This is a genomic window from Kitasatospora sp. NPDC048296 (assembly GCF_043201815.1).
GTDB lineage: Bacteria > Actinomycetota > Actinomycetes > Streptomycetales > Streptomycetaceae > Kitasatospora.
The window spans coordinates 15,745-40,359 of record NZ_JBICZB010000006.1 but is presented as its reverse complement, the minus strand read 5'-3'; the positions used below and the strand labels follow the sequence as shown (position 1 = coordinate 40,359).

24 protein-coding genes and 1 riboswitch are annotated in these 24,615 nt (G+C 72.5%); of the genes, 7 read left to right on the top strand and 17 right to left on the bottom strand.

The features are described from left to right. Positions 1 to 78 precede the first annotated feature (78 nt). The 3 genes from ACGF12_RS06645 to ACGF12_RS06635 form a co-directional block, all read right to left on the bottom strand. The gene (locus ACGF12_RS06645; protein WP_393026449.1) at positions 79 to 468 is read right to left on the bottom strand and encodes a DUF3040 domain-containing protein; all 390 of its coding nucleotides are present in this window, start codon (positions 466 to 468) and stop codon (positions 79 to 81) included. A gap of 452 nt (positions 469 to 920) precedes the next feature. Beyond that, positions 921 to 1,673 carry a methyltransferase domain-containing protein gene (locus tag ACGF12_RS06640; RefSeq protein WP_387623391.1) on the bottom strand — a complete coding sequence of 251 codons (753 nt, stop codon included), beginning with the start codon at positions 1,671 to 1,673 and terminating at the stop codon, positions 921 to 923. Positions 1,674 to 1,961: 288 nt separating this feature from the next. Next, a complete protein-coding gene (locus ACGF12_RS06635; RefSeq protein WP_393026446.1) occupies positions 1,962 to 2,576 on the bottom strand; it encodes an SAV_6107 family HEPN domain-containing protein in 615 nt (204 codons plus the stop codon). A gap of 565 nt (positions 2,577 to 3,141) precedes the next feature. Here ACGF12_RS06635 and ACGF12_RS06630 point away from each other — a divergent pair. Next, on the top strand, positions 3,142 to 3,759 hold the full coding sequence (locus ACGF12_RS06630) for a DUF4126 domain-containing protein (protein WP_393026443.1): 618 nt from the start codon (positions 3,142 to 3,144) through the stop codon (positions 3,757 to 3,759). 11 nt (positions 3,760 to 3,770) lie between these two features. Next, the gene (locus ACGF12_RS06625; protein ID WP_393026440.1) at positions 3,771 to 5,270 is read left to right on the top strand and encodes a phytoene desaturase family protein; all 1,500 of its coding nucleotides are present in this window, start codon (positions 3,771 to 3,773) and stop codon (positions 5,268 to 5,270) included. Between the two features lie 11 nt (positions 5,271 to 5,281). On the opposite strand, the gene ACGF12_RS06620 is transcribed toward ACGF12_RS06625, so the two are convergent. From ACGF12_RS06620 to metF, 10 genes are all read right to left on the bottom strand, one after another. Further along, complete coding sequence (locus ACGF12_RS06620; protein WP_393026438.1) at positions 5,282 to 5,710, bottom strand: hypothetical protein; 429 nt, start codon at positions 5,708 to 5,710, stop codon at positions 5,282 to 5,284. Between the two features lie 741 nt (positions 5,711 to 6,451). Then, positions 6,452 to 6,877, bottom strand: a complete 426-nt coding sequence (locus tag ACGF12_RS06615; RefSeq protein WP_393026435.1) for a hypothetical protein — start codon at positions 6,875 to 6,877, stop codon at positions 6,452 to 6,454. Between the two features lie 25 nt (positions 6,878 to 6,902). After that, positions 6,903 to 7,610: a vWA domain-containing protein gene (locus ACGF12_RS06610; RefSeq protein ID WP_393026432.1), complete on the bottom strand. Its 708-nt coding sequence runs from the start codon at positions 7,608 to 7,610 to the stop codon at positions 6,903 to 6,905. Positions 7,611 to 7,672: 62 nt separating this feature from the next. Then, positions 7,673 to 8,848, bottom strand: coding sequence for a protein kinase (locus tag ACGF12_RS06605; protein ID WP_393026430.1), 1,176 nt, complete (start codon positions 8,846 to 8,848; stop codon positions 7,673 to 7,675). Continuing rightward, on the bottom strand, positions 8,845 to 9,789 hold the full coding sequence (locus ACGF12_RS06600; RefSeq protein WP_393026748.1) for a protein phosphatase 2C domain-containing protein: 945 nt from the start codon (positions 9,787 to 9,789) through the stop codon (positions 8,845 to 8,847). The genes ACGF12_RS06605 and ACGF12_RS06600 overlap by 4 nt, the downstream gene beginning before the upstream one ends. Before the next feature lie 131 nt (positions 9,790 to 9,920). Beyond that, positions 9,921 to 11,105: a hypothetical protein gene (locus ACGF12_RS06595; protein WP_393026427.1), complete on the bottom strand. Its 1,185-nt coding sequence runs from the start codon at positions 11,103 to 11,105 to the stop codon at positions 9,921 to 9,923. Then, positions 11,102 to 13,372: a hypothetical protein gene (locus ACGF12_RS06590; RefSeq protein WP_393026424.1), complete on the bottom strand. Its 2,271-nt coding sequence runs from the start codon at positions 13,370 to 13,372 to the stop codon at positions 11,102 to 11,104. Before ACGF12_RS06590 ends, ACGF12_RS06595 begins: the two co-directional genes overlap by 4 nt. 54 nt (positions 13,373 to 13,426) lie before the next feature. Then, positions 13,427 to 13,822, bottom strand: coding sequence for a hypothetical protein (locus ACGF12_RS06585; RefSeq protein ID WP_393026421.1), 396 nt, complete (start codon positions 13,820 to 13,822; stop codon positions 13,427 to 13,429). 115 nt (positions 13,823 to 13,937) lie between these two features. Then, a complete protein-coding gene (locus tag ACGF12_RS06580; protein WP_393026418.1) occupies positions 13,938 to 14,822 on the bottom strand; it encodes a hypothetical protein in 885 nt (294 codons plus the stop codon). 195 nt (positions 14,823 to 15,017) lie between these two features. Next, positions 15,018 to 15,932: a methylenetetrahydrofolate reductase [NAD(P)H] gene (gene metF / locus ACGF12_RS06575; protein ID WP_393026415.1), complete on the bottom strand. Its 915-nt coding sequence runs from the start codon at positions 15,930 to 15,932 to the stop codon at positions 15,018 to 15,020. A gap of 174 nt (positions 15,933 to 16,106) precedes the next feature. Here metF and ACGF12_RS06570 point away from each other — a divergent pair, with 174 nt between their 5' ends. Continuing rightward, positions 16,107 to 17,213, top strand: a complete 1,107-nt coding sequence (locus ACGF12_RS06570; RefSeq protein WP_393026412.1) for a polyprenyl synthetase family protein — start codon at positions 16,107 to 16,109, stop codon at positions 17,211 to 17,213. Positions 17,214 to 17,238: 25 nt separating this feature from the next. Here the strand turns inward: ACGF12_RS06570 and thiE are convergent, their stop codons facing one another. Genes thiE through ACGF12_RS06555 form a run of 3 tightly spaced genes read right to left on the bottom strand, consistent with a single transcriptional unit; the run spans position 17,239 to position 19,497 of the window. Further along, positions 17,239 to 17,886, bottom strand: coding sequence for a thiamine phosphate synthase (thiE, locus tag ACGF12_RS06565; protein ID WP_393026409.1), 648 nt, complete (start codon positions 17,884 to 17,886; stop codon positions 17,239 to 17,241). Beyond that, the gene (locus ACGF12_RS06560) at positions 17,886 to 18,251 is read right to left on the bottom strand and encodes an Rv2175c family DNA-binding protein (protein ID WP_393026406.1); all 366 of its coding nucleotides are present in this window, start codon (positions 18,249 to 18,251) and stop codon (positions 17,886 to 17,888) included. The genes thiE and ACGF12_RS06560 overlap by 1 nt, the downstream gene beginning before the upstream one ends. Positions 18,252 to 18,294: 43 nt before the next feature. Continuing rightward, positions 18,295 to 19,497: an NAD(P)/FAD-dependent oxidoreductase gene (locus tag ACGF12_RS06555; protein WP_393026403.1), complete on the bottom strand. Its 1,203-nt coding sequence runs from the start codon at positions 19,495 to 19,497 to the stop codon at positions 18,295 to 18,297. Positions 19,498 to 19,639: 142 nt separating this feature from the next. Further along, positions 19,640 to 19,752: riboswitch (TPP riboswitch) on the top strand. 3 nt (positions 19,753 to 19,755) lie between these two features. Between ACGF12_RS06555 and thiO the strand changes: the two genes are divergently transcribed. From thiO to pknB, 4 genes are all read left to right on the top strand, one after another. Continuing rightward, on the top strand, positions 19,756 to 20,931 hold the full coding sequence (thiO, locus tag ACGF12_RS06550; protein ID WP_393026400.1) for a glycine oxidase ThiO: 1,176 nt from the start codon (positions 19,756 to 19,758) through the stop codon (positions 20,929 to 20,931). Continuing rightward, positions 20,928 to 21,137 (top strand): sulfur carrier protein ThiS, encoded by a 210-nt coding sequence (gene thiS, locus ACGF12_RS06545; protein WP_393026397.1) that lies wholly within the window; start codon positions 20,928 to 20,930, stop codon positions 21,135 to 21,137. The genes thiO and thiS overlap by 4 nt, the downstream gene beginning before the upstream one ends. Before the next feature lie 3 nt (positions 21,138 to 21,140). Beyond that, positions 21,141 to 21,938 (top strand): thiazole synthase, encoded by a 798-nt coding sequence (locus ACGF12_RS06540; protein ID WP_393026394.1) that lies wholly within the window; start codon positions 21,141 to 21,143, stop codon positions 21,936 to 21,938. A 100-nt stretch (positions 21,939 to 22,038) separates the two neighbouring features. After that, positions 22,039 to 23,817 (top strand): Stk1 family PASTA domain-containing Ser/Thr kinase, encoded by a 1,779-nt coding sequence (gene pknB, locus ACGF12_RS06535; protein WP_393026391.1) that lies wholly within the window; start codon positions 22,039 to 22,041, stop codon positions 23,815 to 23,817. Positions 23,818 to 23,829: 12 nt separating this feature from the next. On the opposite strand, the gene ACGF12_RS06530 is transcribed toward pknB, so the two are convergent. Further along, a complete protein-coding gene (locus ACGF12_RS06530; protein ID WP_387623431.1) occupies positions 23,830 to 24,459 on the bottom strand; it encodes a sulfite oxidase-like oxidoreductase in 630 nt (209 codons plus the stop codon). Positions 24,460 to 24,615: the final 156 nt, after the last annotated feature.

Sequence of the window (24,615 nt, the reverse complement as noted above, 5' to 3'; positions counted from 1 at the left end):
AACCGGCAAGAAGCCGGGGCGGGCAGTCGATCGACTGCCCGCCCCGGCTTCCTGTGTCCTACGCTTTCGTCGAGCGGCTCAGAAGCCGCCGGTCTGCTCGTCCCGGCGGCGCTGCCAGCGCTGTTCCACGCGGTCCATCATCCCGGCCTTGCGGCGCGGGGCGGCGGCCTGACGGGGGCCGGAGCCCTGGCCCGCGGGCCCACGGCGCCAGCCGGTCACGGCGAACACCGCGCACCCGAGCATCACCAGGAAGCCCACGACGCTGACCCAGATCTGGTCCGGAACGACCATGCCGCCCATCAGCAGGCCGATCCCCACCACGAAGCCGGCGATGGCCAGATAGACCCGCCGACGGGTGTAGGTGCGCAGCCCGGTTCCCTCAAGCGCTGTCGCGAATTTGGGATCTTCGGCATACAGCGCTCGCTCCATCTGGTCGAGCAGTCGCTGCTCGTGCTCCGAGAGCGGCACGGAGTCCTCCTACTCGTCGGTCGCGGGTGCGACCGGTCCGCCACCCCGGTCGGGGAGGCAAGTCCAATCAGCCTTGGGCACACGGTCGGACGCCTGTGCGGGGGGACCCGGCCCGTGTCGTCCATATGCCCCACGCATCCGGCTGTCATGCTTTCCGGCTTTACCCAGATCATACGGTCCGTGAGCCCGTTACGGGGTGGTCTGCGCCGCGTGGGACGGGCCACTTCGACCGGGCGGGGCCGCACCCGTCTCAACGCGGGGCGGCTAGGACAAGTGCCCGATGCGGTGGAATCGGCCCGGAGCCGGGGACGATTCGCGAGCGCACCGGGGCAAGGCGCAGGAGACCGGCACCCGTCCGGGAAGCGAACCGCCGCCGCACGGCGTGCGAACCGTACGGCGGCGGGCGGGCCCCCGGGCTCGGACCGAGGGCCCGGCGGAGGCTCGGCGAGGGCTCAGGCCAGGGTGGCCAGCAGGTGCAGCTGGGTGGCGACGGCGTGGAAGGCGGGCTGCGCGGCGGCGGCCTCCTCCAGCTTCAGCAGCGCCTCCATCGCGCCCGGCTCGGTGTCCACCAGCACGCCGGGGACCAGGTCGGCGAAGACCCGGACGCCGTGCACCGACTCGACCCGCAGGCCCGCGCCCTCGGCCAGTCGACCGAGCTCCTCGCCGGTGAAGCGGCGCGGCATCGGGTCCTGCTCGCCCCAGCGGCCGTCGACGGCGGAGAGTACCGTCCGGGCCTCGTTGAAGTGGCCGGCCAGCGCGCGGGCCAGGACGGCGCCGTTGCGGTTGGCGGCCAGCAGGCTGACCAGGCCGCCCTTGCGCAGGGTGGCGGCCAGACTGCCGAGCGACTCGGCCGGGTCGTCCACGACCTCCAGCACGCCGTGGCAGAGCACCGCGTCCACGGTGCCGGGGGCGACCAGCTCGGGCAGCGTCTGGGTGTCGCCCTGGACGGCGCGCACCAGGTCCGTCACGCCGGCCTCGGCGGCCCGGCGCTCCAGCGCGAACAGCGCGTCCGGGCTCGGGTCGACCACGGTGACCCGGTGACCGAGCTTGGCCACCGGCACGGCGAAGTTGCCGGTGCCGCCGCCGGTGTCGACCACGTCGAGCACCGGCTGGTCCAGCTCGGCCGCCCGCTTCTCCAGGGCTGCCCGCACCACCTCCCACACCACGGCGGTACGCAGGGCACTGCGGGGACGCGTCGGGTACAAGGTCGGGCTCCTAGGCACGTGCAGTTCGATCAGGATGCCTCCACCTTAAGCGTCTCTGATCGGCTAAGGGATCCCGAGCTTTCCCCGGGTTCCGATGGTCGCACATGGCGGCCACATGGCCGATCGTCTTCGCGCCCTGGTGCCGAAACCTGTGGCTTTGGTCCGCGTGGCGCGTCCCTCCGGACGCTGGCCGACCACCGAGTAACTCGCCATGGCCGGGGAGGGTGCCCGACGTCGCCTGGGCGCCGGGCGTGCGATTACACTCTGCCATCGGATCGCTACATTTGGCTAATCAAGTCGGTGAGCCTGGCGGGTGGCCGCGCCGTTCACGGCCGGGGGCTCGTCGTCGTCGTCCAGCGGGAGCCTGGGGGCGGGCGGGGTCGGGTGGAGGCCGAGCAGGCGCTCGACCAGACGGAGGAACAGGGCGGAGTTGCGGATCAGGTCGTCGGCGTCGCGGGCCGAGGCGGCGCCCCGGATCCCGGCCTCGGCGGCGGCCCGGCGGCGGGCGCCGGCGCCGTAGTAGGGCGCCCACTCGGCGAGTTCGGGGGCCACCTCGGGCAGCACCTCCCAGGCGCTGCGGATGGCCTTGCGCCTTCGCGGGCTCTTCTCCGGCCGCCCGCGCACGGCCAGCACGGCCGCCACCGTGCGCAGCGCGGCCAGGTGGGCGGTGGCGTAGCGCTCCAGCGGGTCCTCCAGCACGCGGGCGCGGGCGAGGGTGCGGTGGGCGTCGGCGAGCAGGTCGAGGGCGGCGGGCGGCGCGGCCGTCCGGCGCAGCACGGGATGGACGTCCCGCCCGGCGGGGCGTCCCCCGGAGGACCCCGGGGATCCCGGGAAGCCCGGGGAGTGCGGCAGGGCGGTGGAGTGGAGGCGGGCGGCGACGGGCTCAGGACGGCTGATGGTCATGGTCTCCCCCGTTCCGAGGCAGCGCGCGGACCGGGTGGTCCGTGCTCCCCCATCGTGAACGGCACCACTGACAATCCTCACCCGGTCGGCGTACCGGCGGCGGGCGCGGGCCCTCCCCCGTGCCGCGCCGCCGCCGTGTGCCGTCGCTCCGCCGTCCCCCCACTGGGAGGCGGGGCGCGATTCCCCCCTCGGTGGCCGGTCTCCCCCCGGCCCGCTCCGCCGCCCCGTGTCGGCGGTGCGGGGTCCGTGACCGGCACCTGTGCGGACTCCGCCGTCGCCCCGGGCCCTCCCGGCCGGGGGGACGGACGGATCCGCCGCCCGGGCGGTCCGGCGCCCGACGCGCCGCCCCTCCCGGGTGCCACTACTCTCCCGTCCCGGCAGGTCGGAGGCCATCCGCTGAGGTACTCAACCCTGGATCTGAGTATCCGTACTCAGTCCGCCGTCCTCCGCCCGGTCCGGAACCGCGGCGGTGGGCCGCGACGTCCCGGGTCCCGGTACGGTACGCGGGGCCGGAGCTGCCCGGCCGGGGTTTCTCGAATCCCGGGACTGCGAGGAGGGGGACGCGATGACGATCCTGCCGCTGATCTTCACCAGCGGTCTGGCCAGCGGCATCAACGCGTACGCGGTGGTGCTGCTGCTCGGTCTGCTGGGCCGCTTCGCCGACGCCCAGTCGGTGCCGCACGCACTGGAGCGCACCGATGTGCTGATCGCGGCGGCGGTGCTGTTCCTGCTCGAAGCGGTGGCGGACAAGATCCCGTACGTGGACACCGTCTGGGATGCCGTGCACACGGTGATCCGGCCGATCGCGGGCGCCGTGGTGGGCGTGCTGATCGCGAGCACCGACCCGGGCTCGCTCAGCGAGGTCGCGGCCGGCGCGATGGGCGGGACCACGGCGCTGGTCAGCCACCTGGTGAAGGCCTCGCTGCGGATGGCCGTCAACACCTCGCCCGAGCCGGCCAGCAACATCGTGGTCAGCCTGCTGGAGGACCTCTCGGTGGCCGGCCTGGTCATCCTGGCGATCTTCCACCCCTGGCTGGCGGCCTCGATCGCCGCCGTGCTCCTGGCCGTCGGCCTGCTGCTGGTCTGGCTGGCGATCAGCAGGATCCGTGCCTTCCGGGCCCGCCGCCGCGCACGCAGGGCCGCCCGGGCGGCCGGGGCGGGTGTGCTCTCCCGACAGGCCTAGGATCGGGTGCCATGGCAAAGATCGTCATCATCGGTGCAGGAATGAGCGGGCTCGCGGCGGCCTCCCGGCTGGCGACCCTCGGCCACCGGGTGACGGTCTGCGAGGCGGGCGGCACGTACGGCGGCATGGTCGGCCGCTACGAGCGCGACGGCTTCGCCTTCGACACCGGGCCCGGCCTGCTCACACTCCCCGCCGTCTACCGCGACCTCGCGCTGAAGACCGGCAAGGAGCCGCTGGAGCAGCTGGTCGAACTGGCGCCGGTGGACCCGGAGAGCCGGCACCTGTTCCCCGACAGCACCGCCGTCACCCTGCCCAACGCCTCGCGCGGTGGCGTCAGCCAGGCCCTGGACGCCGCCTTCGGCGAGGGCTCCGGCGCCCGCTGGAGCGAGGTGATGAACCGCGGCCGCGCAGTCTGGGAGGCCACCCGCCGCCCGCTGCTGGAAGAGCCCCTCCCGGCCGACCCGGCGCCGCTGCACACCGACCCGTACCCCGTCCCGCCGCGCACCGGCCTGGCCCGGCTGCGCAAGCCCGTCCCGTGGACCCTCGACACCGTGGCCCGGCGGCAGCTCGGCGGCCACCCCGGCCTGACCGCCCTGCTGGGCGAGCCCGCGCTGCGCCACGGCCTGCCGCCCGGGCAAACCCCGGCCGGGGCCGCCGTGCTGGCGTACATGGAGCAGTCCTTCGGCGTCTGGTACGTCAAGGGCGGCCTGCGTGCCCTCGCGGACGCGGTGTTCCGGCGCTGTGAGTCGCGCAAGGTCGAGTTCCGCTTCGACACGCCCGTCACCCGGGTGGTCGTCGAGGAGGGCCGGGCGCGCGGCGTCGAGACGGCGGACGGCCGGATCGACGCGGACCTGGTGGTCTCCGCGATGGACACGGCCGCCCTGTTCCGGCAGGGCCTGGCCGACTGGCCGGGGATGCGGCCCGACGACTGGGAGCCGGTCGAGGTGCCTGGCCGGTTCAGCGTGCTGCTGGCCCTGCGCGGCCCCCGCCCCGAGGGCACCGTGCACCGGACGGTGGTGCACGCGGCCGACCCGGCCGCCGAGGCGAACGCCCTCAGCCTCTCCGAGCCGCCCTGCGAGCGCCCCACCGTGCAGGTGCTCCGCCCGGACGACCCGGCGCTACGCCCCGACGACGCGCACGAGAGCGTGGTGCTGACCGCGACCGTCCCGGCCCAGGAGGACGTCGACTGGACCGCGCCCGGCTTCGCCGACCGCTACGCCGACCGACTGCTCGCCCACGTCGACGCGGCCGGTCTGGGCCTGCGCGAACGGATGCTGTGGCGGGTCGTACGCACCCCGGAGGACACCCGCCGGGAGACCGGCGCGCTGTTCGGCGCGGTCGCCCAACCCGTGCTCGCCGGTTCGCTCCCGCCGTACGCCGGCCTGAAGGCCGCCAACGAGTCCCCCGTCCCCGGCCTCTACCTGATCGGCGGCGGCGCCCACCCCGGCGGCGGGCTCGCCCGCGTCGGCATGTCGGCCTGCATCGCGGCCGGCCTAATCGGCCCGGCGTAACCGGATTCCGCTCAGCTGGGCGATTCGATTCGGGTCAGGTCCTCTCGGCCGAGCTGACGACCGTCCACGGTGATGACCACCGTATCTCCGCTGATCTCGTACTTGTACGCGCCGTTGCGAGCGGTGAACCCGTCGGTGGTCTGGATGGCGGGCATGGCGATGCCGGTGTTCGGACGGCCGGTGAACTCGCCGTAGTAGTAGAGATTTCCGGCAGCCGTCCGGCAAAGCGTGATCTGCTTGTCCTTCGTGCGGTATGCCGCCACCAGCGTCGTCTTCCCGCTCTCGGGGAGTTCTTCCGCGATCCGTGGCGGACAGAACGCTGCGGAATCCGGGGAACCGGAGGCCTGCTCGCCGGTGGTCGACGTCGCGGAGGGACCCGTCCGGTTCCCGGCGTCAAACGCGTTCGCGCAGCTGCGGAGGACGATGGGGCCGAACAGCACCAGGGCCAGTACGACCAGCCCCGTCCGTAGACAGCCGTTGCCCCGCCGCCGGGCGGGCGTAGGGCGCGAAGACGTCCGCGACGGCCGCTCCGGGCGCACCGTCCACGGGGGCGGGCTCCAACCCGGCGGTGGCGGTGCCGCCGGAGCGGCCGGAGCTGCCACCGTGGAGGCGCCACCGCTGCCCGTTCTTCGGCCGCTGGGCTCGGTCTTGGGGAAGAACAAGCCCTCCGCCGGGCTGGTCGCCGTCGATGTGCGGCGGGGCGAATCCGCGGCTTCCGTGGGACGGGCACCACCGGTGTCGGCCACCCGCGGCCGGTACGTGCTCTTCGTCGGCGATTCCGGCTTCGCCGAGCGGCCGGTCGTGCCGGGCTCCGGCCGGGGCCTCGCCGATGGTTTCGGCCCGGCGGGCCCGGGCGTAGCGGGCCGCGCCGCCCGCGGCTTAGGCGCTGTGCGGCCGACTGCCCCACTGGAAGCAGCCGCCTCCCGGGGCTCCGCTCGCCGCGGCGCCGGGGGCCGCCAGGGAGTGGCGCAGGCAAGACAGGTTCGATCGGTCGGACCGTTCTGTACCTCGCACTCCGTACACTTCCAGCCGCCCTTCGGCCGCTGTGGCCCCTTCGACGCTGCGGGACGTTTCTCCTCGCACACCATGCAGATGCGGCGGCTCGCGGCGTTGAACGTGTCGCAGGACGCACAACGCCAGGTGGAACCCGCCACGTGGTCCCCTCCTTCCAGGACTCTCCGTCACAGCGGCCGGTGATCACCGATCCGCTGAAGTACCTGCTCGTGCAATTCCCTGGTCTCCCCGGCAGGCGGGAAGCTGATCCAGTCGGCCTCAGGGCTCTGCGGTTGACCTGGCCGTGGCAAGGCGGCCGCCTGATCCTCCGCCGTCGTCCGCACCCTGAGGAACTGCAGGAACTCGTGGGCGTCCACGGTGTGCTCGGGTGTCGCCTCGAGCCGGACGTTGATCCGGCCCGCTCCGCGCGTCCCGTTCTCGGCCAGCGGAGTGAAGGCGAGCACGATCTGGGTGTGTTGGTTCTCCTCGATCGGCTGGATGTCCAGGTCCGTACACGAATGGAGCGGCATCCGAAGCTGCCCGCCGTCCTCCCAGTCCAGGATCAGCCAATCGCCTTGGTGGACGACCTCAACCCCGACGCATCGCAGTCTCATCGCCGGTAGTGATCCCACCGCGCGCTCAGAGGCTGTTGGCGATCGTGTCGATGATCTCGTCCATCTCGAATTCCTGGAGGCCGTCGCCCGCCTTCGACGGGAAGTGCAGTGTGAGGTCCCAGTCCTCGGCGATCCCGGTCCACGGCTGCTGGTCGGGGGCGAACAGCACGAGGCGCTTCGCCGACTGTTCCATGACCGCCGCCTGGCTCCGGGCGTACCCCCACTGCTCGAAGAGGTCGTCCATGGTGCGCGGGATCGACTGGGGGTACCCGGACGCCGTCGTGTGCGGGCCGCCCAGCGGGTGGGCCGGGGCGTCGGTGAACATCACGATCACATGCCGCCGCCGGTCCAGCCCGGTCTCCCACGGGGCGCCCACCGCGAGCGCCAGGGCCTCCAACGCCGACTCCGGGATGTCGCCACCGCCGATCGCCTCCAGGCCCTTCAGAAAGCTCTCGAACTGGTCGGCTTGGTCCGGAAGTTGAATGAATCCTGTCTCCTCGAGGGCATCGTCGGCCCGATCCCCGAAGTCCCGGAAGGCGATGGTCTTGATCCTCAGCTGGCTGATCGACTTGCCCTTCGCAGCCATCACGGACTCCAGCCGCTGGTGGAAGGAGAGCGCACTGGCCTTTACGGATTCGAGAACCGGGCCCATGCTGGCTGTCGCATCAATGCACAACACGATGTCGACGGCGTACTGCAGGTTGCCCTGGTAAGGCGTGGGGGAAGAGCTCACGGGGTTGTTCTCCTGTCGTGATCACGATTGGACGATCGATGCCAATGACTGCCGAGGGGCGGCTACTTCCGGCGGTCACCTAGGTTGATTCGAACTCTTGAAACCCTGGGCGGCGTCTCCGCGGCCGGGCTGTCGGACGAGACGAGGGGTGTGCTCTCCGACTCGGTGGCGGCGCGACTGCGCCGGCCTTCGCCGAGATTCATCCGCAACCTGCTCACCCGGGGCTCGGCAGGCCCAGGCGTGTCAGTACTCCCGGGCGAGGCCGACCTGGCGTCACCGGACGCCGGGGCGTCGACGGGCGCCGTAGCGTCAGCCAACGGGCGCGTCGTCCCCGGGCGGATATGCCGCAGGGTGCAGACCTCGGGGTCCTTGAGCGCCGCGAGGAAGGCGGCGACCCGCGGCCGATTCTCCGGAGTCCGAGCGGTCAGGGCCGTGATCAGGCCCTTGACCGTAGGGGAAAGCCTCGGGTCGAGCCGGAGCTCCTCTCCCGCGTTGACCGCGTCCGCCGGGGACCCGTAGCAGGCGTCGTGGCCCGGAAGCGAGCCGGTCAAGTAGTAGTGCGTCATGAGCCCGAGGGCGAACATGTCCGCCGCGGTGGTGAGCATTCGGGCGTCGATCGTCGGGTCCTCCTGTACGTAGCGGCGCCATTCCGGAGCCCCGTACAGGGAATCGCCAGCGATGTCGTGCGGGCCCGGCGGCCTGCCCGTGAGGTACGAGTCGTCGAAGTCGATCAACTTCGCGATGTGCAAGGAGTTGCCCTTGTTCTCCTGCACGAGCACGTTGGCGGGCTTGAGGTCGCCATGCACGATGTCGATGCCGTGCAGGAGCTGGAGGCTTACCGCGAGCGTCCGCAGTAGCACCAACTTCTGCCGGGGCTCCAGGCCCTGGGGCCGTTCGATGCTCGAGGTATCGACCCGCGCGGTGACCTTGTAGTAGGTGCTGCCGGCGGCGAAGAAGTCCTCCGCCAGTACGAGGTTTCCGCCGCCCCGCATGTCGGGAGTCAGCCGCGACATCACGCCACGGTGCCGATCCTCGAACTCCTGGCAGACCTCCTGCCGGATACGCTTGCTGCGCTCGCTGCCGGGCGAGTCCGGCCTCGGACGCTTCGGCTCGAGGAACTGCTTGATGAAGTACGGCCGGCCGTCCTTCTCGGCGAACGCCCAGACACACTTCCCACCATTGTTGTTGGTCGGCGTGGTGACGATCCGGTAGCCGTTGATCTCCTCGCCCAGTTTCATTCGCCAGCCTCCTTCAGCGCGGGCATGTGCCGTTCGTACTCGGTCCGGTATCCGCGCCAGTCCTGCTCTCGCCAGTGCCGCAATCTCTCCTCGTCGGAGTCGTCCGGCATGCCCAGATAGCGTTCGTGGCTCTTCCGGTAGCGCTCCATGAACTGCTCGCGGAGTTGGTGGAAGCCGGAGAATCCGATCGTCACCAGGGCGAGTGACGCGTCGTCGGCGGTGTATCGCTGGACCTCGCGGCTCAGTCGGGCCGCCCAGTCCGCCTCGTCCGAGGACCTCTGCAAGGACTCCAGCAGGAGGTACTCGAAGTCCCCAGGAGTCCGCACGTACCCGAAGAAGCCATCCGTCGCGCAGAGCAGCACGCCCGGCCCGAAGAGCGTGACCCAATGCGACTCCACCGTGAACGGCCGGTCGGCGCAGACCATGTTGGTCATCGGCGGGTCCTGGGTGAGCTGCGTCAAGGCGTCCATCTCGTCGGTGTGATCGCGGGTGAGCACCTGAAGTCCCCGAGTCGGAGTCAGGACATACGCTCGGGAATCGCCGGCCCATAGGGCGTGCACCGCCGCTTCCGCGTCGCCGACGCGGTACCAGATCGCCGCCATCGTGGTGGGAAGCTGTCGGCGCATGGTGCCGACCACCTTGCTGCGGATCTCGGGGCGAGCCGCGTCGAGGACGCCCCGCAACTGCTCTTCGAGCACCCGAGCATGCGGCCGCTCGTGCTCGACGCCGTCGCGGAACCACAGTTCCACGGCCAGCCGCGCCACCCTGGATCCTGTCCAGGCCCCGCTACGGGCGAGGCCTCGGCCGTTGACCCAGCTCGGGGCTGACCCCGCACCTCCCGCGCCGTCGAACACCGCCACCAAGCCCGTCCGGCTCGGGCGGTGGTGCAGGACCAGTGGATCCGCGTCCTCGCCGACTCCGGCCTTGCGTTCGGTCCACACGCTGAGCGCGCCGAGCCCGGCCGTCGAGTCGTGCCCAATGGCATGTGTCACCGCCGAATCCGGCACCTCCGGCGGCATCACCGGAACGGGCGGTCCGGACGGAACTGGCGGTAGGGCTCCGTGCGGTGTGGTCATCGGTCGCCCCCGCCGGGCGAACGCATCCGGTGGACGCCTCGGACGCGGCTCACCCTCGGCGGCTCGACCCCGCCGGTACGATCCGGCACTCGGCCAGGCCCCGGCCGCAGTACGTCGTCCGCACCGGCCGACGCCTTGTCGAGAGGCACCTTGTCCGCCAAAGGCTCGTCCTCCGGAGGACCGGCGATCGGCGAACGGACCACCTCCCCGGGCAGTACCGTTGCCGGCCGATCCTCTGCCCACGCACCCGGCCTGGGCTCGACCGGCCGGTCCGTCACACCTCTGCCGCGCACCCGGCTGGCCCGGGTCCCGCCGAATGGTGCATCGCTGCCGCCGAGTACTCGTCCCAGCACCGTCCGCTCGGTCTTGGCGACTTCGAACGGCTCGCGGTCGGCGTCGCCGCGTTCCATGACGAGTTCGAAGGTGCGCATCAGCTCCTCGCGTTCGTCGGCCTCGGCCTTCGCGATGAGCTCCTGTGCCGCGCGCGGGCCCTCCCGTTCCATGATCTCCGCGATCAGCCCCTCGAAGCCGTCGGACCGGAGCATGTCCAGGTGCCGCTGTCGCCGCATGTCGGCGAGTCGGGTCTCGCGCACCACGTCTCGGTACGTCCGACCGCTAGTCGCCGCCTCATCCTCGTCGACCAGCAGTTCGACGTGGATGTTCCGGAGCCGGACGGCGCTGTCACCGGTGAATTCACGGACTCTGCGGTTGAGCGCCGCCTCGGCCTCGTGGAACTCCGCGATGTCGTAGTCCCGGGAGACTGTGCGCAGCATGCGCCGCATGTGGTCGAACAAAGCGTCACTCATGTCACGGATGCCCCTCGCCACCACCTCGGCGGGATCGGTCACCGCGCAAACCAGCGCCACCTCGCTCCGGAACGCGAACGTGGGGTCCCGGCTGAGCAGCGGGATGCCCAGGACCAGCCGATGCTCGGTGGTGTCCACCGTGTACGCGGTCTGGTAGCGGCCGACCCACGCGTCGGAGATCTCCTCGCCGGGACGAACGGTTAGCGCCGGGCCGTCGTTCGGCACCAGGACCAGAGCGCGGCCGGGGGCCGGCGGCCGAAGCGGGTTCCGCAGCCTCAGCCAGGCGAGCTGTTCCTCCACCAGCACTGGGTCATACGTCGAACTGTCCATCGAAGGCTCCCTCGACAACGGTCTATGAAGGGGCGGATCGGTCACCGGGATGTCGCCGCGAGGACGGCCTCGCGCAGTGACGCGGCGGCCCGGCACGGGCGTTCGCGGTCCGCCGACCAGACGCCCAGCCAGTACTCGAGGCGTTCGCCGTGCTTTCCCGGCCGGCGGGCAATTCCGATCAGCATCTCCCGCACTGCCGGAAGCCGCCTCGGATCCTGCTCGGCGTAGTCGGTCAGCCAAATGCGGAGAGTGGCCAGTGCCTGTTCCTGGATGGGCTGACGCGCGAGCGCTCTCGCCCACAACTCCTCGAGCGAGGAGCCGAGTTCACCAGCCATGGCCCACAGGGCCGAAGGCCGCCCCACCGCGCCGGCCGTGGCCGGATGCGTCCTCTCGGCGCTGAACAGGAACACCGACAGCGACTTGGCCACCATCGGAGAGAGGTCCTGTGCCTTCGACCACTCCAGCAATGCCGCCAGCACCGCGCCGGCCCGCCCCTGGTCGTTCAACCGGACGACGCTCCAAGCCACCGGTACCAGGTTGCCCCAGTCCTCCTTCCAGGCCAGGGCGGTACGCAGAACGGCCAGCGCCCTGTCCGGGGCGTCGCGGCCGAGCAGTCCGCCGACTGCGGTGGCGGCCGTCCTTGCCTGTCGCCGGGCTGGCGCCGACGTTCCTTCGGCGACCCACTCCCCGAGCCTCGCCCATATCGCCTCCGCCAGCTCGGGCTGCCCGCCGACGACACCGAGTGCCATGGCGGCGGCCTGCCGCACTGGCCATACAGTGCTTGTGGACCAGGACAACAGGTACCGGTGCAGCGCGTGCTCGTGATCGCCCCAGGCCATCACCCCTGCCGCGACCGAGGCACGTGCCCGGACCTCGACGTCGCTGTGGACCAGCAGTCGCCGCAGCCACGTCAGCAGCTCGTTCCGCATCCCGTCCAGATAGGACCACGCGTGGGCCAGAACAGCCTGCCGGACCAGCTGGCTGCGGAAGCTGACGAGCGGCGGCCCGAACGGCCGCCCCGCCCCGCCGTCGGCCGGCCCGCTCACCGTGATCCACGGCTGGTCGTACCCCAGCCGGTCCCGATAGCGCAGCCCCGTCAGCGTGTACGGGTCGCGGACCAACGCCGTGTGCAGCCGGATCGCGGCATCCGACACAGTCAGATAGCTGGACCCTTCCAGCACTGCGGCCGAGACGGCGAAGCACAGGGCTTCGAGATCCTCGTGCCGACTGAACCACTGGCGGACCTGCTGGCTCGGGTCCCGAAGCAGCGCAACATGCTCCGCCAGGTCACCCTTCGCTCGAACGGTCCTGGCCAACGCCACGGCGATGGCGGGTTCCGGCTGCTCGTGCAGCGCTTCGACGGCACCGGAGCCGACCAGCCGTTCCCGGAGCTCCGTCAGCTCCACCTCGTCCGGCGCCAGCCCCAAGGCATGCCGCTCCAGCACCTCGCCGGCCTCAACCGTGCCAAGGTCCGAGAAGACGTACGGGGTACGGTCCGCAGCCCAGGCGAGCACCCCGCGGGGCGGGCCGGTGATCACGACCATGAAGCTGTTCGCGGCCTTGAGCGCCGCAGCGGCTGTAGTCAGCCAGCTGGAGTCGACGGCCTCGTAGACCGAGCTGCCGCGGGCCGACCGATCGTCCAACTCCACCAGGTAGCCGGCGTCCTTGTTCGGCGGTGCCCAAGTGGTACTCAGGATCGCGGACGGTTCGGTCGACCGATGGCAACTGCCGCCGTCCGCCGCCCCCGCATCGATCAGCGCCTCCACCAGCAGGTTGACCGCGGCTGCCGCCCGGCCGGTCCCCGGCGGGTGGGCCAGCACGATCAGATGGCGCTCCCGCAGCAGCTCCAACGCCAACTGGTAACCGGGCGGCCGGACGTAGCACGCGAGATGGGCGACCTGCTCATCCGGCTCGATCCGAACCAGCGAGCCATCCGCCTCAACCGCCACGCCGGTGCCGTCGGCGGCGGCGCGACCGTGGGCATTGAAACCGCCTCCGAAGCTGACGGTGTCCTGGAACAGCGCGAGCGTGCCGATCCGCAGCCCGGAGGGGTCGTCCCGCAGGCGGTGGGCGATCAGGTCCGCGATCTGCGCCGCCCGCGCAGCGTCCGCCCACTCCTGTGGATCGTCAGCTCCTTTGCTGAGCGCCACCAGGGCGTCCGCCTCGTTCAGCGGGCCTTCGCCCTCCTCGGCCCTCTCCGGGGGAGTCCGGTCTTTCTCAGTAGCCGCATCGCCCGCTGTCTCGGCCCAGTCGCCCGCGGCGGGAACGCCGTCGACGCGCTCAGCGTGGGACGCCGTCGCTTCCTCACTCAACGTCTGGATCTTTCACATGGTCTCGCGGCCACCCAGCGGCCGCCTCAGCAGCGGTCAGGAGAAGTTGAGGTCACCACGGACCACGACTTTCCCCTGGTTCACCTGGACGTTCTTGATGACCGCGGCGTGGACTCCGCCCGCTCCCCCGGCTGACCGTACCGACTCGTCGATGAGCCGACGGACCTCCTGCGCGAACTCGGAGTCCTGGAGCATGTACGCGTACAGCACTCGATGCAGGTCTCCCACCGCGGCCTCGTTGTCCGGGTGCTCGCACGCCTGGGCCAGCACCCCCTCGGCCTCGCGGTTGCCGGCGAACCGCTGCCGGATGCGCTCCGCCAGGCGGGACGCCACCGCCCACGAGGACCGGCCGGCCTCGTCGCCAACAGACTGGAGTGCCGCGGACGCGGCGAGCGTGGCGCCGGCCAACGCTGCGGTGCTGATCGGATCCATGCGTGCCCCCCGAGAAAAGTCGCCATTGCCCCGGCCGGATTCAGCCACCGGCGCAGATACGCGCACAGACTATTGGGTCAGCAGCGGCCGCGTTGGGCCTTCGGGTAAATTCCACTCAGCCGTGTGACGGCCAGGTGCTCTGCTGCTGGTAGCCGTAGCCGCTCTGGTCGTACATCGGCTGCTGCGGGATGCCCTGGCCGTGCTGGTCCAGGTGGGGCTGCTCGGGCTGGGGCTGCCACTGCTGCTGGGTGTTCGGGTCCCAGGCCTGCTGCTGGTGCTGTTGTTGCTGCTGCTGGTAGCCGGCGTACGGGTCCTGCTGCTGGACGTAGCCGCCGTACGGGTCCTGCTGCTGGGGGTAGCCGCCGTAGGCCTGCTGGTCGTAGGCGTAGGCGGGCTGCTGCTGGGTCTGCCACTGCTGCTGGTCGTAGCCGGACTGGTAGGCCGCGGCGTACGGGTCCTGGGGCTGCTGCTGGGCCTGCTGCTGCTCGTAGTACGCGGGGGCGTAGACGCCGTCCTGGCTCAGCTCCTGCATCTCGAAGGCGGCGGTCTGCTCGACCTCCGGGACGTCCTCGGTGACCGACACCTCAACCGGGGCCGGGGCCGGGGCCGGGGTCTCCTCGACCGCGCTGACCTCGCCGACCAGGTCCTCGGTCGCCGCGACGGCCGCGACCGCCGCCGCGCCGCCGGTGAGGGCGCCGAGCAGCGGCACCTTGGCGAGCGGGCCGGGCAGGCTGCCGTCGGCCTTCCGCAGGGACCAGCCGTTCCGGTAGCCGCGCTTGACCGACAGGGTGACGAAGGCCTGGCCCACCGCGAACAGTCCGGCGCCGACACCGATCACCACGACCGAGCCGAGGGACATCCCGGCGACGACGCCGAGGAAACCGATCAGTGCGAGCACCCTCCAGTGCAGCGGCGCCCGGTTCTGCAGCAGGACCTCGGCGATCAGCCAGAGCGCCACCACCGCCAACGCGACGTACAGCAGCAGGAATCCGATGCCCATCCGCGCGCTACCTCCAGTCGCGTGCCCGCGCGCGCCGCGCGTGTGCGGCGACTGTACCGGTTCAACGGCCGGGGTACCGCATTGCGTTCCCGCCGCCGACGGCACCGGCCGCACACGACCGAGCCCGCCACCGTCGAGACGGTGACGGGCTCGTGAACACCCGCCCAAGAACGCGCCCGACCGGCGCGCCACGCCCTACCGGCAGTGCAACCCCAGGTTCTGGTAGATCTCCAGCGTCGCCGTCGAGTGGTTGAGCGTGATGAAGTGCAGGCCGGGCGCGCCCTCGGCGAGCAGGCGCTCGGCCATCGTGGTGGCGTGCTCCATGCCGATCGCCCGCAGCGCCGCCGGGTCGTCGACGGCCGCCCGCAGCCGGGCCTCCAGCTCCGCCGGGAAGGCCGAGCCGCTGAGCTGCGGGAAGCGCTCCAACTGCTTGGCGTTGGTCACCGGCATGATCTCCGGGATGATCGGCGTCTCGCAGCCCGCGGCGGTCACCCGGTCGCGGAACCGCAGGTAGTCGTCCACCTCGAAGAACATCTGGGTGATCGCGTAGTCCGCGCCGGAGCGGATCTTCGCGACGAAGTGCCGGATGTCCTCGTCCCAGTCGTCCGAGCGCGGGTGCCGGTTCGGCGAGGCCGCGACGCCGACGCAGAAGTCGCCGATGCCCTTGATCAGCTCCACCAGCTCGTACGCGTAGGTGACACCGTCCGGGTGCCGGATCCAGTCGCCCATCGGGTCGCCGGGCGGGTCGCCGCGGACCGCGAGGATGTTCCGCACCCCCTGGTCGGCGTACTGGCCGATGATGTTGCGCAGCTCGGCGACCGAGTGGTCCACCGCGGTCAGGTGGGCGACCGGCGTGAGCGTGGTCTCGGTGGCGATCCGGCCGACCATGTTGACGGTGCGCTCGCGGGAGGAGCCGCCGGCGCCGTACGTCATGCAGACGAAGTTGGGGTCCAGCGGTTCGAGCCGGCGGATGGCGTCCCACAGCTTCTGCTCGCCGACCTCGCTGCGGGGCGGCATGAACTCGAAGGAGAAGGAGCGCTTTCCGGCCGCCAGGAGCTCGCGGACCGTCTGCGCGCGATCCGGTCTCGTGGAAGCGATGCCGAGTGCCATGCTGGCAGGTTATCCGGCGGTCGAAGGGGCCGGGCAACTCGATCCCACGATGCGGGACAATAGGTGGACCCCTCTGCGCTTGCCTCCCGGGCGCCCCCGGGATCCCGCTCGCACGCCCGTTCCCGGCTCCCCCGCTACGCTTGCTGCACCCCAGCGAACCAGCGGAGCATCATCGTGACCTCGTCCAGCAACCGGCCGGCCAACCCCATTGACGTGGAGGACGTCCGCGCGCGCGTCAACGCCGCCCTCGCCGCGTTCATGGACGGCCAGTCCGCGCTGCTCGGCAAGATCTCGCCGCAACTGGTGCCCGCCTCCGACGCGCTGCGCGACTTCCTGCTGGACGGCGGCAAGCGGCTGCGCCCGGCCTTCTGCTACTGGGGCTGGCGCGGCGCCGGCGGCCCGGCCGCCGGTGAGGGGATCGCCAACGCGGCGGCCGCGCTGGAGCTGCTGCAGGCCAGCGCCCTGGTGCACGACGACCTGATGGACCGCAGCGACACCCGCCGCGGCCTGCCCTCCGTCCACCGCCGCTTCGAGGCCCTGCACCGGGACAGCGGCTGGCGCGGCGACCGCGAGCAGTACGGCACCTCGGCCGCGGTGCTGCTCGGCGACCTGCTGCTGATCTGGTGCGACGAGCTGTTCCTGCGCTCCGGACTGGACCCGGCCGCCGTGCTGGCCGCCAAGCCGGTGTTCGACCTGATGCGCACCGAGGTCATGGTCGGCCAGTACCTGGACGTGCTGGAACCGGTGGCCGGCGACTCGACCGACGAGGGCGCGCTGGACCGCGCGCAGACCGTCCTGCACTACAAGTCGGCGAAGTACACGATCGAGCGACCGCTGCAGGTCGGCGCCCTGCTCGCCGGGGCCGGGCCGGAGTTGGTCGAGGCGTTCGGGGCGTTCGGGCTGCCGCTGGGCGAGGCCTTCCAGCTGCGGGACGACCTGCTCGGGGTCTTCGGGGACCCGGCCGTCACCGGCAAGCCGGCCGGGGACGACCTGCGCGAGGGCAAGCGCACCCTGCTGGTCGCGCACGCGATGCGCGCCCTGTCGCCCGCCGACGCCCGGCACCTGGACGCCCGGCTCGGCGCGCCGGACCTGGCCGCCGAGGAGGTCGTCGAGCTGCGCGAGCTGGTCGCCCGCAGCGGCGCGCCCGAGCTGGTGGAGCGCCGGATCGAGGAGCTGATGCGGCAGTCGCTGGCCGCGCTGGAGGCGGCGCCGCTCGCCGACGAGCGGGCCCGTACGGTGCTGCTGGCGTTGGCCGAGGCCGCCACCGTCCGCAAGTACTGACGGACGGCGACGGCCCCGGAGGCGGTCAGAGCGCCGCGCGCACCCGGCGGGACAGCTCGGCGGCGGCCGCCTGCGGGTCCTGCGCCGCGGTGATGGCCCGGACCACGACGATCCGGCGGGCCCCGGCGGCCAGCACCTCGTCCAGGTTGCCGAGGTCGATCCCGCCGATCGCGAACCACGGCCGGTCGGTCGGCTGCTTCGCCGCGTACGACACCAGGCCGAGGCCCGGCGCCGGGCGGCCCGGCTTGGTCGGGGTCGGCCAGACCGGGCCGGTGCAGAAGTAGTCCACGCCCGGCTCGGCGACCGCCGCGTCCACCTCGGACTCGGCGTGGCAGGACCGTCCGATCAGCACGTCCTCACCGAGGATCGCCCGGGCGGCCGGCACCGGCAGGTCGTCCTGGCCGAGGTGCAGCACGTCCGGCCGGGCCGCGTGGGCGACGTCGGCGCGGTCGTTGACGGCCAGCAGCTTGCCGTGGCGGCGGCAGGCGTCGGCGAAGACCTCCAGGGCCGCCAGCTCCTGCTTGGCCTCCAGGCCCTTGTCGCGGAGCTGGACGATGTCCACGCCACCGGCCAGCGCCGCGTCCAGGAACTCGGCGAGGTCGCCCTGCTCGCGGCGGGCGTCCGTGCACAGGTAGAGCCGGGCGTCGGCCAAGCGGGAGCGCAGGCCGCTCATCACAGGGCCATGGCCTGGGCGCGGCGCTTGACCTCGGTGGCACGGTTCTCCCACAGCGCCTGCACCGGGGTGCCGGGCAGCGACGGGTCCTCGGTGAACATCCACTCGATGATCTCCGCGTCGGAGAACCCGCTGTCCCGCAGCACCGTCAGCAGTCCGACCAGGTGCTTGACCGGGCCGGTCTCGTCGACGAACGCCGCCGGGACCTGCAGCGACTTGTTGGGGCCGCGGCGGACGGCGATCAGGTCACCGTGCTTGACCATGTTGCGGACCTCGGTGACCACCACACCCCACCGCTCGGAGATGTCGGGGAGGTACAGCCACTCGGGGACCAGGGCTTCAGTCTTGGCATCGATCTCACTCACGGCACCAGACTGCCACCTCTGCCCCCCGCCACGCACACGCCCCCTAGCTGGTGGCAGCCTTCAGCGCCACCGTCGGGTCCGCCGCGCGGGCCGGGTCCAGCACCGCCCCGCGCTCGATCAGCTTCCGCCCCTGGGTCAGGTCGCGCGGCCGGTCCACCGCCAGCAGCGCGCTCGGCGCCCCGTCACGCAGCCAGAGCACCGACCAGGCCGCGTCCTGCGGGCTGCCGCGCCACAGCAGCTCGTCGCCCTCGGCGTGCCGGCCGGCGTACTGGACCATCCGGCCGAACTGCTCGGACCAGAAGTACGGCACCGGATCGTACGGCGCGTCGGCCCCCAGCACGGCGGCGGCCGCGGCCTCGCCGGACTGCAGCGCGTGGTCCCAGTGCTGCACGGCCAGCCGGGCACCGGAGCGGGCCGACGGGTAGCTGACGCAGTCCCCGGCCGCGAAGACCCCGGGCAGGCCGGTGCGCAGCCGCTCGTCCACCAGGACCGCCCCGGCCTCGTCCAGCTCGACGCCCGAGCCGGCCAGCCAGCCGGTCGCGGGCCGGGCGCCGACGCCGACCACCACCTCGTCGGCGGGCAGGTGCGAGCCGTCCGCCAGCAGCACCGCGCCCGGCTCGACGGCGGCCACGCCGACCCCGCAGCGCAGCTCGACCCCGGCCTCGGCGTACCAGGCGGCCATCGCCGAGCCGACCCCGGTCGGCAGCGCGCCCGGCACCGGCGCCGGGCCGGCCTCCACCACGGTCACCTCGCAGCCGGCCTGCCGCGCGGCGGTGGACACCTCGGCGCCGATCCAGCCCGCGCCGACCAGGACCAGCCGCAGCCCGGGGCGCAGCAGCGCGCGCAGCGCCAGGGCGTCGTCCAGGGTGTGCAGCACGTGGGCGCGCTCGGCACCGGGCAGGGCGCGCGGAGTGGCGCCGGTGGCGATCACCAGCGAGTCGTACGGGAGGTCGCCGCCGTCGGTGTGCAGCACGCCCGGGGTGAGGCCGGTGGCGCGACGACCGGTGAGCAGCTCGATGCCGAGCTGCCCGTAGTCGATGTCCAGGGTGGTGGCGTCGGCCTTGCCGAGCAGCACGTCCTTGGAGAGCGGCGGCCGGTCGTACGGCGCGTGCGGCTCCTCGCCGACCAGGGTGATCCGCCCCCGCCAGCCGCCCTGCCGCAGCTTCAGGGCGCACTGCGCCCCGGCCAGCCCGGCCCCGACGACGACCACCTGATCCGTTCCGCTCAGCTCTGCCACGCCCGTCACTGTACTCAGCGCCGCGGCGGCACCCGGCAGGCGGGAGTTCGAAGACAGGCCCTGCGGGGGCGGGGCGGGCGGCAACCATCCTGCTCACCCGTCCCACCCCTCACACGGCCCTTCGGCCGGGCCGACCCCCGGCGTTAAGGTGGGTGCACCACACGGGAGCCCGGCGTACCGGGCTGAGAGGCGGGCTGGCACGGCCCGCGACCGTCCGAACCTGATCCGGGTCATACCGGCGAAGGGAGAAGAGCAGCTTTGTCACGCTTGCCATCAGGCGACCGCGCCGACGTGCTGGTGATCGGCGGGGGCATCGTCGGCCTCGCCGTCGCGTGGCGCGCCGCGCAGCGCGGGCTGGGGAACGTGGTCGTGGTCGACCCCTCCCCCGGCGGCGGGGCGGCCGCGGTCGCGGCCGGGATGCTCGCCCCGGTCACCGAGCTGCAGTACGGCGAGGAGCCGCTGCTGCGCCTCGGCATGGCCTCGAACGAGCGGTACGCGGCCTTCGCCGCCGAGCTCACCGAGGCGAGCGGCGGCGAGGACACCGGCTACCGCCGGTGCGGCACGATCGCCGTCGCACTGGACTCCGACGACCGCGAGGAACTGCGCGAACTGCACGCCTTCCACCAGCGGCTCGGTCTGGAGTCGAGCTGGCTGACCGGCCGGGAGGCCCGCAGGCTGGAGCCGATGCTGGCCCCCGGTGTGCGCGGCGGCCTGCACGTCGCGAACGACCACCAGGTGGATCCCCGGCGGCTGCTCACCGCACTGCTGCTGGCCGGTGAGCGCGCGGGCGTCGTCGGTCGGCGCGCCGAGGCCGTCGAGCTGCTCGTCGAGGACGGCCGCGCGGTCGGCGCCCGGCTCAGCACCGGGGAGACGGTGACCGCCGATCAGATCGTGCTCGCCGCCGGCCCCTACAGCCACCGGCTGCCCGGCCTGCCCGAGGGCGTGCTGCCCGCGATCCGCCCGGTGAAGGGACAGGTGCTTCGGCTCCGCATCCCGGACGCCTACCGGCCGTTCCTCTCCCGCAACGTCCGCGCGGTCGTGCGCGGGCAGCACCTGTACCTGGTGCCGCGCGAGAACGGCGAGCTGGTGATCGGCGCGACCACCGAGGAGCAGGGCTACGACACCACCGTCACCGCCGGCGGGGTGTACGAACTCCTCCGTGACGCCCACGAGTTGGTCCCCGGTATCACCGAACTCCCGCTGGTGGAGACCTCCGCCGGGCTGCGCCCCGGCTCGCCGGACAACGCCCCGCTGCTGGGCCCGACCCCGCTGCCCGGACTGGTCGCCGCCACCGGCCACTACCGCAACGGCGTGCTGCTCACCCCGGTGACCGCCGACCTGATCACCGAGTACCTGGCGACCGGCGAAGTCCCGGACCTCGCAGCGCCGTTCACGCCCGCCCGGTTCTCCCCCGACCACTCCACCACGAAGGCCTCCGCATGACCGAGATCGCCCTGACCGTCAACGGCGAGCCCCGCCGGACGCCCGCCGCCACGACCCTCGCCGAGCTGGTGGCCACCGTCAGCAAGGCCAACACCGGAGTAGCCGCCGCCGTCAACGAGGCTGTGGTGCCCCGTAGTTCGTGGTCCGACACGCCGCTGAACACCGGTGACCGGGTCGAGATCCTCACCGCCGTCCAGGGAGGCTGAGCCATGGCCGACGACCTTCTCACCATCGCCGGGACGACCTTCTCCTCCCGGCTCATCATGGGCACCGGCGGCGCGCCCAGCCTGGAGGTCCTGGAGCGCGCGCTGCTCGCCTCCGGCACCGAGCTGACCACGGTGGCCATGCGCCGGGTCGACGCCACCACCCAGGGCTCCGTCCTGGACGTGCTGACCCGCAACGGCATCCGGGTGCTGCCCAACACGGCCGGTTGCTTCACCGCCGGCGAGGCCGTACTGACCGCCCGGCTGGCCCGCGAGGCGCTCGGCACCGACTGGGTGAAGCTGGAGGTGATCGCCGACGAGCGCACCCTGCTGCCCGACCCGATCGAGCTGCTGGACGCCGCCGAGACCCTGGTCGACGACGGCTTCACCGTGCTCCCGTACACCAACGACGACCCGGTGCTGGCGCGCAAGCTGGAAGACGTCGGCTGCGCGGCGATCATGCCGCTGGGCTCGCCGATCGGCTCCGGTCTGGGCATCCGCAACCCGCACAACTTCCAGCTGATCGTGGAGAGCGCGGGCGTCCCGGTGATCCTGGACGCGGGTGCCGGCACCGCCTCCGACGTCGCGCTGGCGATGGAGCTGGGCTGCGCGGCGGTGATGCTCGCCTCCGCGGTGACGCGCGCTCAGGACCCGGTGCTGATGGCCGAGGCGATGCGGCACGCCGCCGAGGCCGGCCGGCTCGCCCACCGGGCCGGCCGCATCCCGCGCCGTTTCCACGCCGAGGCCTCCTCCGCGATGGCCGGCCGCGCCGCCCTGGACACCCGGGAGCGGCCCGCCTTCTGAGACCGGGTGTCCCGTGTCACAAGCCGGGCACAGCCGGGCCCGGAGGAGGTGTCCTCCGGGTCCGGCGCGCGGCTTCACCACTAGACTCCCCCGGGTGGACATGGCTTTGCACGACCCCCTGATCGGTACCCTGCTCGACAACAGGTACCGGGTCGAGCAGCGCATCGCGACCGGCGGGATGTCCACCGTCTACCGGGGCACCGACACCCGGCTGGACCGGGTGGTCGCCCTCAAGGTGATGCACCCCCAGCTGGCCGGGGACGAGGCCTTCACCGCCCGCTTCATCCGCGAGGCCAAGGCGGTCGCCAAGCTCACCCACCCCAATGTGGTCAACGTCTTCGACCAGGGCGCGGACGGCGGAAACGTTTTCCTCGCCATGGAGTACGTTCCCGGCCGTACCCTGCGCGACCTGCTGCGCGACCGCGGCGCCCTGTCGGTGCGGGCCGCGCTGGACGTCCTGGAGCCGGTGCTCGCCGCCCTCGGCGCCGCCCACCGGGCCGGGCTGGTCCACCGGGACGTCAAGCCGGAGAACGTGCTGATCACCGAGAGCGGCCTGGTCAAGGTCGCCGACTTCGGCCTGGTCCGGGTGCTCGGCAGCGCCGACGGCGCGCCCACCTCGACCAGCACCGCCACCGGCGGCACCGTGATGGGCACCGTCTCCTACCTGGCCCCCGAGCAGATCCTCCCGGACGCCCCCACCGACCAGCGGGTCGACGTCTACGCGGCCGGCATCCTGCTGTACGAGATGCTCACCGGCCGCCGCCCGCACACCGGCGACAACCCCGTCCAGGTCATGTACAAGCACCTGCACGAGGACGTCCCCGCCCCCTCGCTGGTCGCCCCCGCCGTCGCCCCGGCGCTGGACGCCGTCGTGGCCGGCGCCTGCGCCCGGGCCGCCGACGCCCGCCCGTACGACGCGGTCGAACTGCTCGCCGCCGTCCAGCGGGTCCGCCGCACCCTCACCCCGGCCGAGCTGGACGCCGAACCGCCGGCCTCCACCCGGCCCAGCCCGCGCTACCCGACCAGCGAGCCGACCTCGGTGATCCAGCCGCTGCCCCGGACCGCCGACGCCCCGCCGCCGGAGCGCACCAGCGTGCTGGACGTCCCGGCGGAGCTGATGGACCAGCTGCTGGTCGAGCCGCGCCCGTACGACGAACCGACCCCGGTGCGGACCCGCCGACCGGGCCGGCTGCGCCGCCTCCCGCGCAAGCCGATGATCTGGGCGGCCGCACTGACCGCCCTGGTGCTGGCGGTCGGCGGCGCCACGTATGGGATCTCCGAGGGGCTGTACGGCTCGGTGCCGGGCGTGCTCGGCAAGGACCGGGGCGAGGCGCAGCGGATCCTGGACGCGGAGGGCATGCACGGCAGGTTCGTCGAGGCGTACAGCGAGTCCGTCCCGACCGGGCAGGTGATCTCCACCGACCCCGGGGTGGGCGCGCGCACCCGCAAGAGCGACTCGGTGACGATCACCGTCTCCAAGGGCCCCAAGCGGATCGCGGTGCCGGACGTCACCGGCAAGAGCGCGGACGACGCGGCCGCCGCGCTGGCCGCCGCCCAGCTGACCAGGGGCACCGTGACCGAGACCTACGACGACGGGGTGCCGGAGGGCTCGGTGATCAGCAGCTCGCCCGCCGCCGGACAGCAGTTGCAGGAGAACGCCGCGGTCTCGCTGGTGGTCAGCAAGGGCATGGTGGCGATCCCGAACGTCACCGGGATGAGCCGGGACGACGCGCAGAAGGCGCTGCAGGCGGCGGGCTTCACGATGAAGGCCGCCACCGACTGGACCCTCGGCATCGGCAAGGTGAGCGGCCAGTCCCCGGCGGCCGGCGAGCGGCGCCCGCAGAAGACCGTGGTGACGGTCTCCTTCTCGTTGTTCTGACGGGGCCGGGCCTCAGCGCAGCGGCCCGTCGCCGGGCTCCTCCTGGTAGGAGTAGCGCTGCTCGCGCCAGGGGTCGGCCAGGTTGTGGTAGCCGCGCTCCTCCCAGAAGCCGCGCCGGTCGGCCCGCATGTACTCCACCGCGCGCACCCACTTGGGGCCCTTCCACGCGTACAGCCGCGGGACCACCAGCCGGACCGGGAAGCCGTGCTCGGCGGTCAGCGCCTCGCCGTTGCGGTGGGTGGCGAGCAGGGTGTGCTCGTCGGCGAAGTCGGCCAGCCGCAGGTTGGCGCTGTAGCCGTACTCGGCCCAGACCATGACGTGGGTGACGCCGGGCGCCGGGGGAACGAGGTCGAGCAGGGTGGCGGCGGGCACGCCCGTCCACTCGTTGCCGAGCAGCGAGAACTTGGTGACGCAGTGCAGGTCCGCGACCACGGTGGTGCGCGGCAGGGCGGTGAAGGCCTCGAAGTCCCAGCTGTGCTTCTCCGCCGAGGCGGTGGCGCCGAACACCTGGAGGTCCCAGGTCAGCGGCTTGAAGCGGGGCACCGGCCCGTAGTGCAGGGCGGGCCAGCCGCGCTGCACGCGCTGGCCCGGGGGGAGCCTCGGGTCAGACGGCGGAAACGGTTCTTGTTCGGACTGACCCATGGCTCCATGGTGACAGACGGCGGACAAGCTCTGGCGCGCGCCCCTTCACGCGCGGTTCACGCCCTGCCCGTACGGGCCAATGGTCGATCGCCCGCCCTCCGACTTCACCCCAAATCGGATATTCCGCCACATGTCCTAGTGAGTGTGAACTTACTG

What these genes read in the sequence shown, in the direction of transcription:
- ACGF12_RS06630 (WP_393026443.1), top strand. Translation starts at nt 3,142, where the DNA reads ATGACGATCCTGCCGCTGATCTTCACCAGCGGTCTGGCCAGCGGCATC.
- ACGF12_RS06530 (WP_387623431.1), bottom strand. Translation starts at nt 24,459, where the DNA reads ATGGGTCAGTCCGAACAAGAACCGTTTCCGCCGTCTGACCCGAGGCTC.
- ACGF12_RS06540 (WP_393026394.1), top strand. Translation starts at nt 21,141, where the DNA reads ATGGCCGACGACCTTCTCACCATCGCCGGGACGACCTTCTCCTCCCGG.
- thiE (WP_393026409.1), bottom strand. Translation starts at nt 17,886, where the DNA reads ATGAGCGGCCTGCGCTCCCGCTTGGCCGACGCCCGGCTCTACCTGTGC.
- ACGF12_RS06615 (WP_393026435.1), bottom strand. Translation starts at nt 6,877, where the DNA reads ATGAGACTGCGATGCGTCGGGGTTGAGGTCGTCCACCAAGGCGATTGG.
- ACGF12_RS06585 (WP_393026421.1), bottom strand. Translation starts at nt 13,822, where the DNA reads ATGGATCCGATCAGCACCGCAGCGTTGGCCGGCGCCACGCTCGCCGCG.
- ACGF12_RS06605 (WP_393026430.1), bottom strand. Translation starts at nt 8,848, where the DNA reads ATGAAACTGGGCGAGGAGATCAACGGCTACCGGATCGTCACCACGCCG.
- pknB (WP_393026391.1), top strand. Translation starts at nt 22,039, where the DNA reads ATGGCTTTGCACGACCCCCTGATCGGTACCCTGCTCGACAACAGGTAC.
- ACGF12_RS06635 (WP_393026446.1), bottom strand. Translation starts at nt 2,576, where the DNA reads ATGACCATCAGCCGTCCTGAGCCCGTCGCCGCCCGCCTCCACTCCACC.
- ACGF12_RS06625 (WP_393026440.1), top strand. Translation starts at nt 3,771, where the DNA reads ATGGCAAAGATCGTCATCATCGGTGCAGGAATGAGCGGGCTCGCGGCG.
- ACGF12_RS06580 (WP_393026418.1), bottom strand. Translation starts at nt 14,822, where the DNA reads ATGGGCATCGGATTCCTGCTGCTGTACGTCGCGTTGGCGGTGGTGGCG.
- metF (WP_393026415.1), bottom strand. Translation starts at nt 15,932, where the DNA reads ATGGCACTCGGCATCGCTTCCACGAGACCGGATCGCGCGCAGACGGTC.
- thiS (WP_393026397.1), top strand. Translation starts at nt 20,928, where the DNA reads ATGACCGAGATCGCCCTGACCGTCAACGGCGAGCCCCGCCGGACGCCC.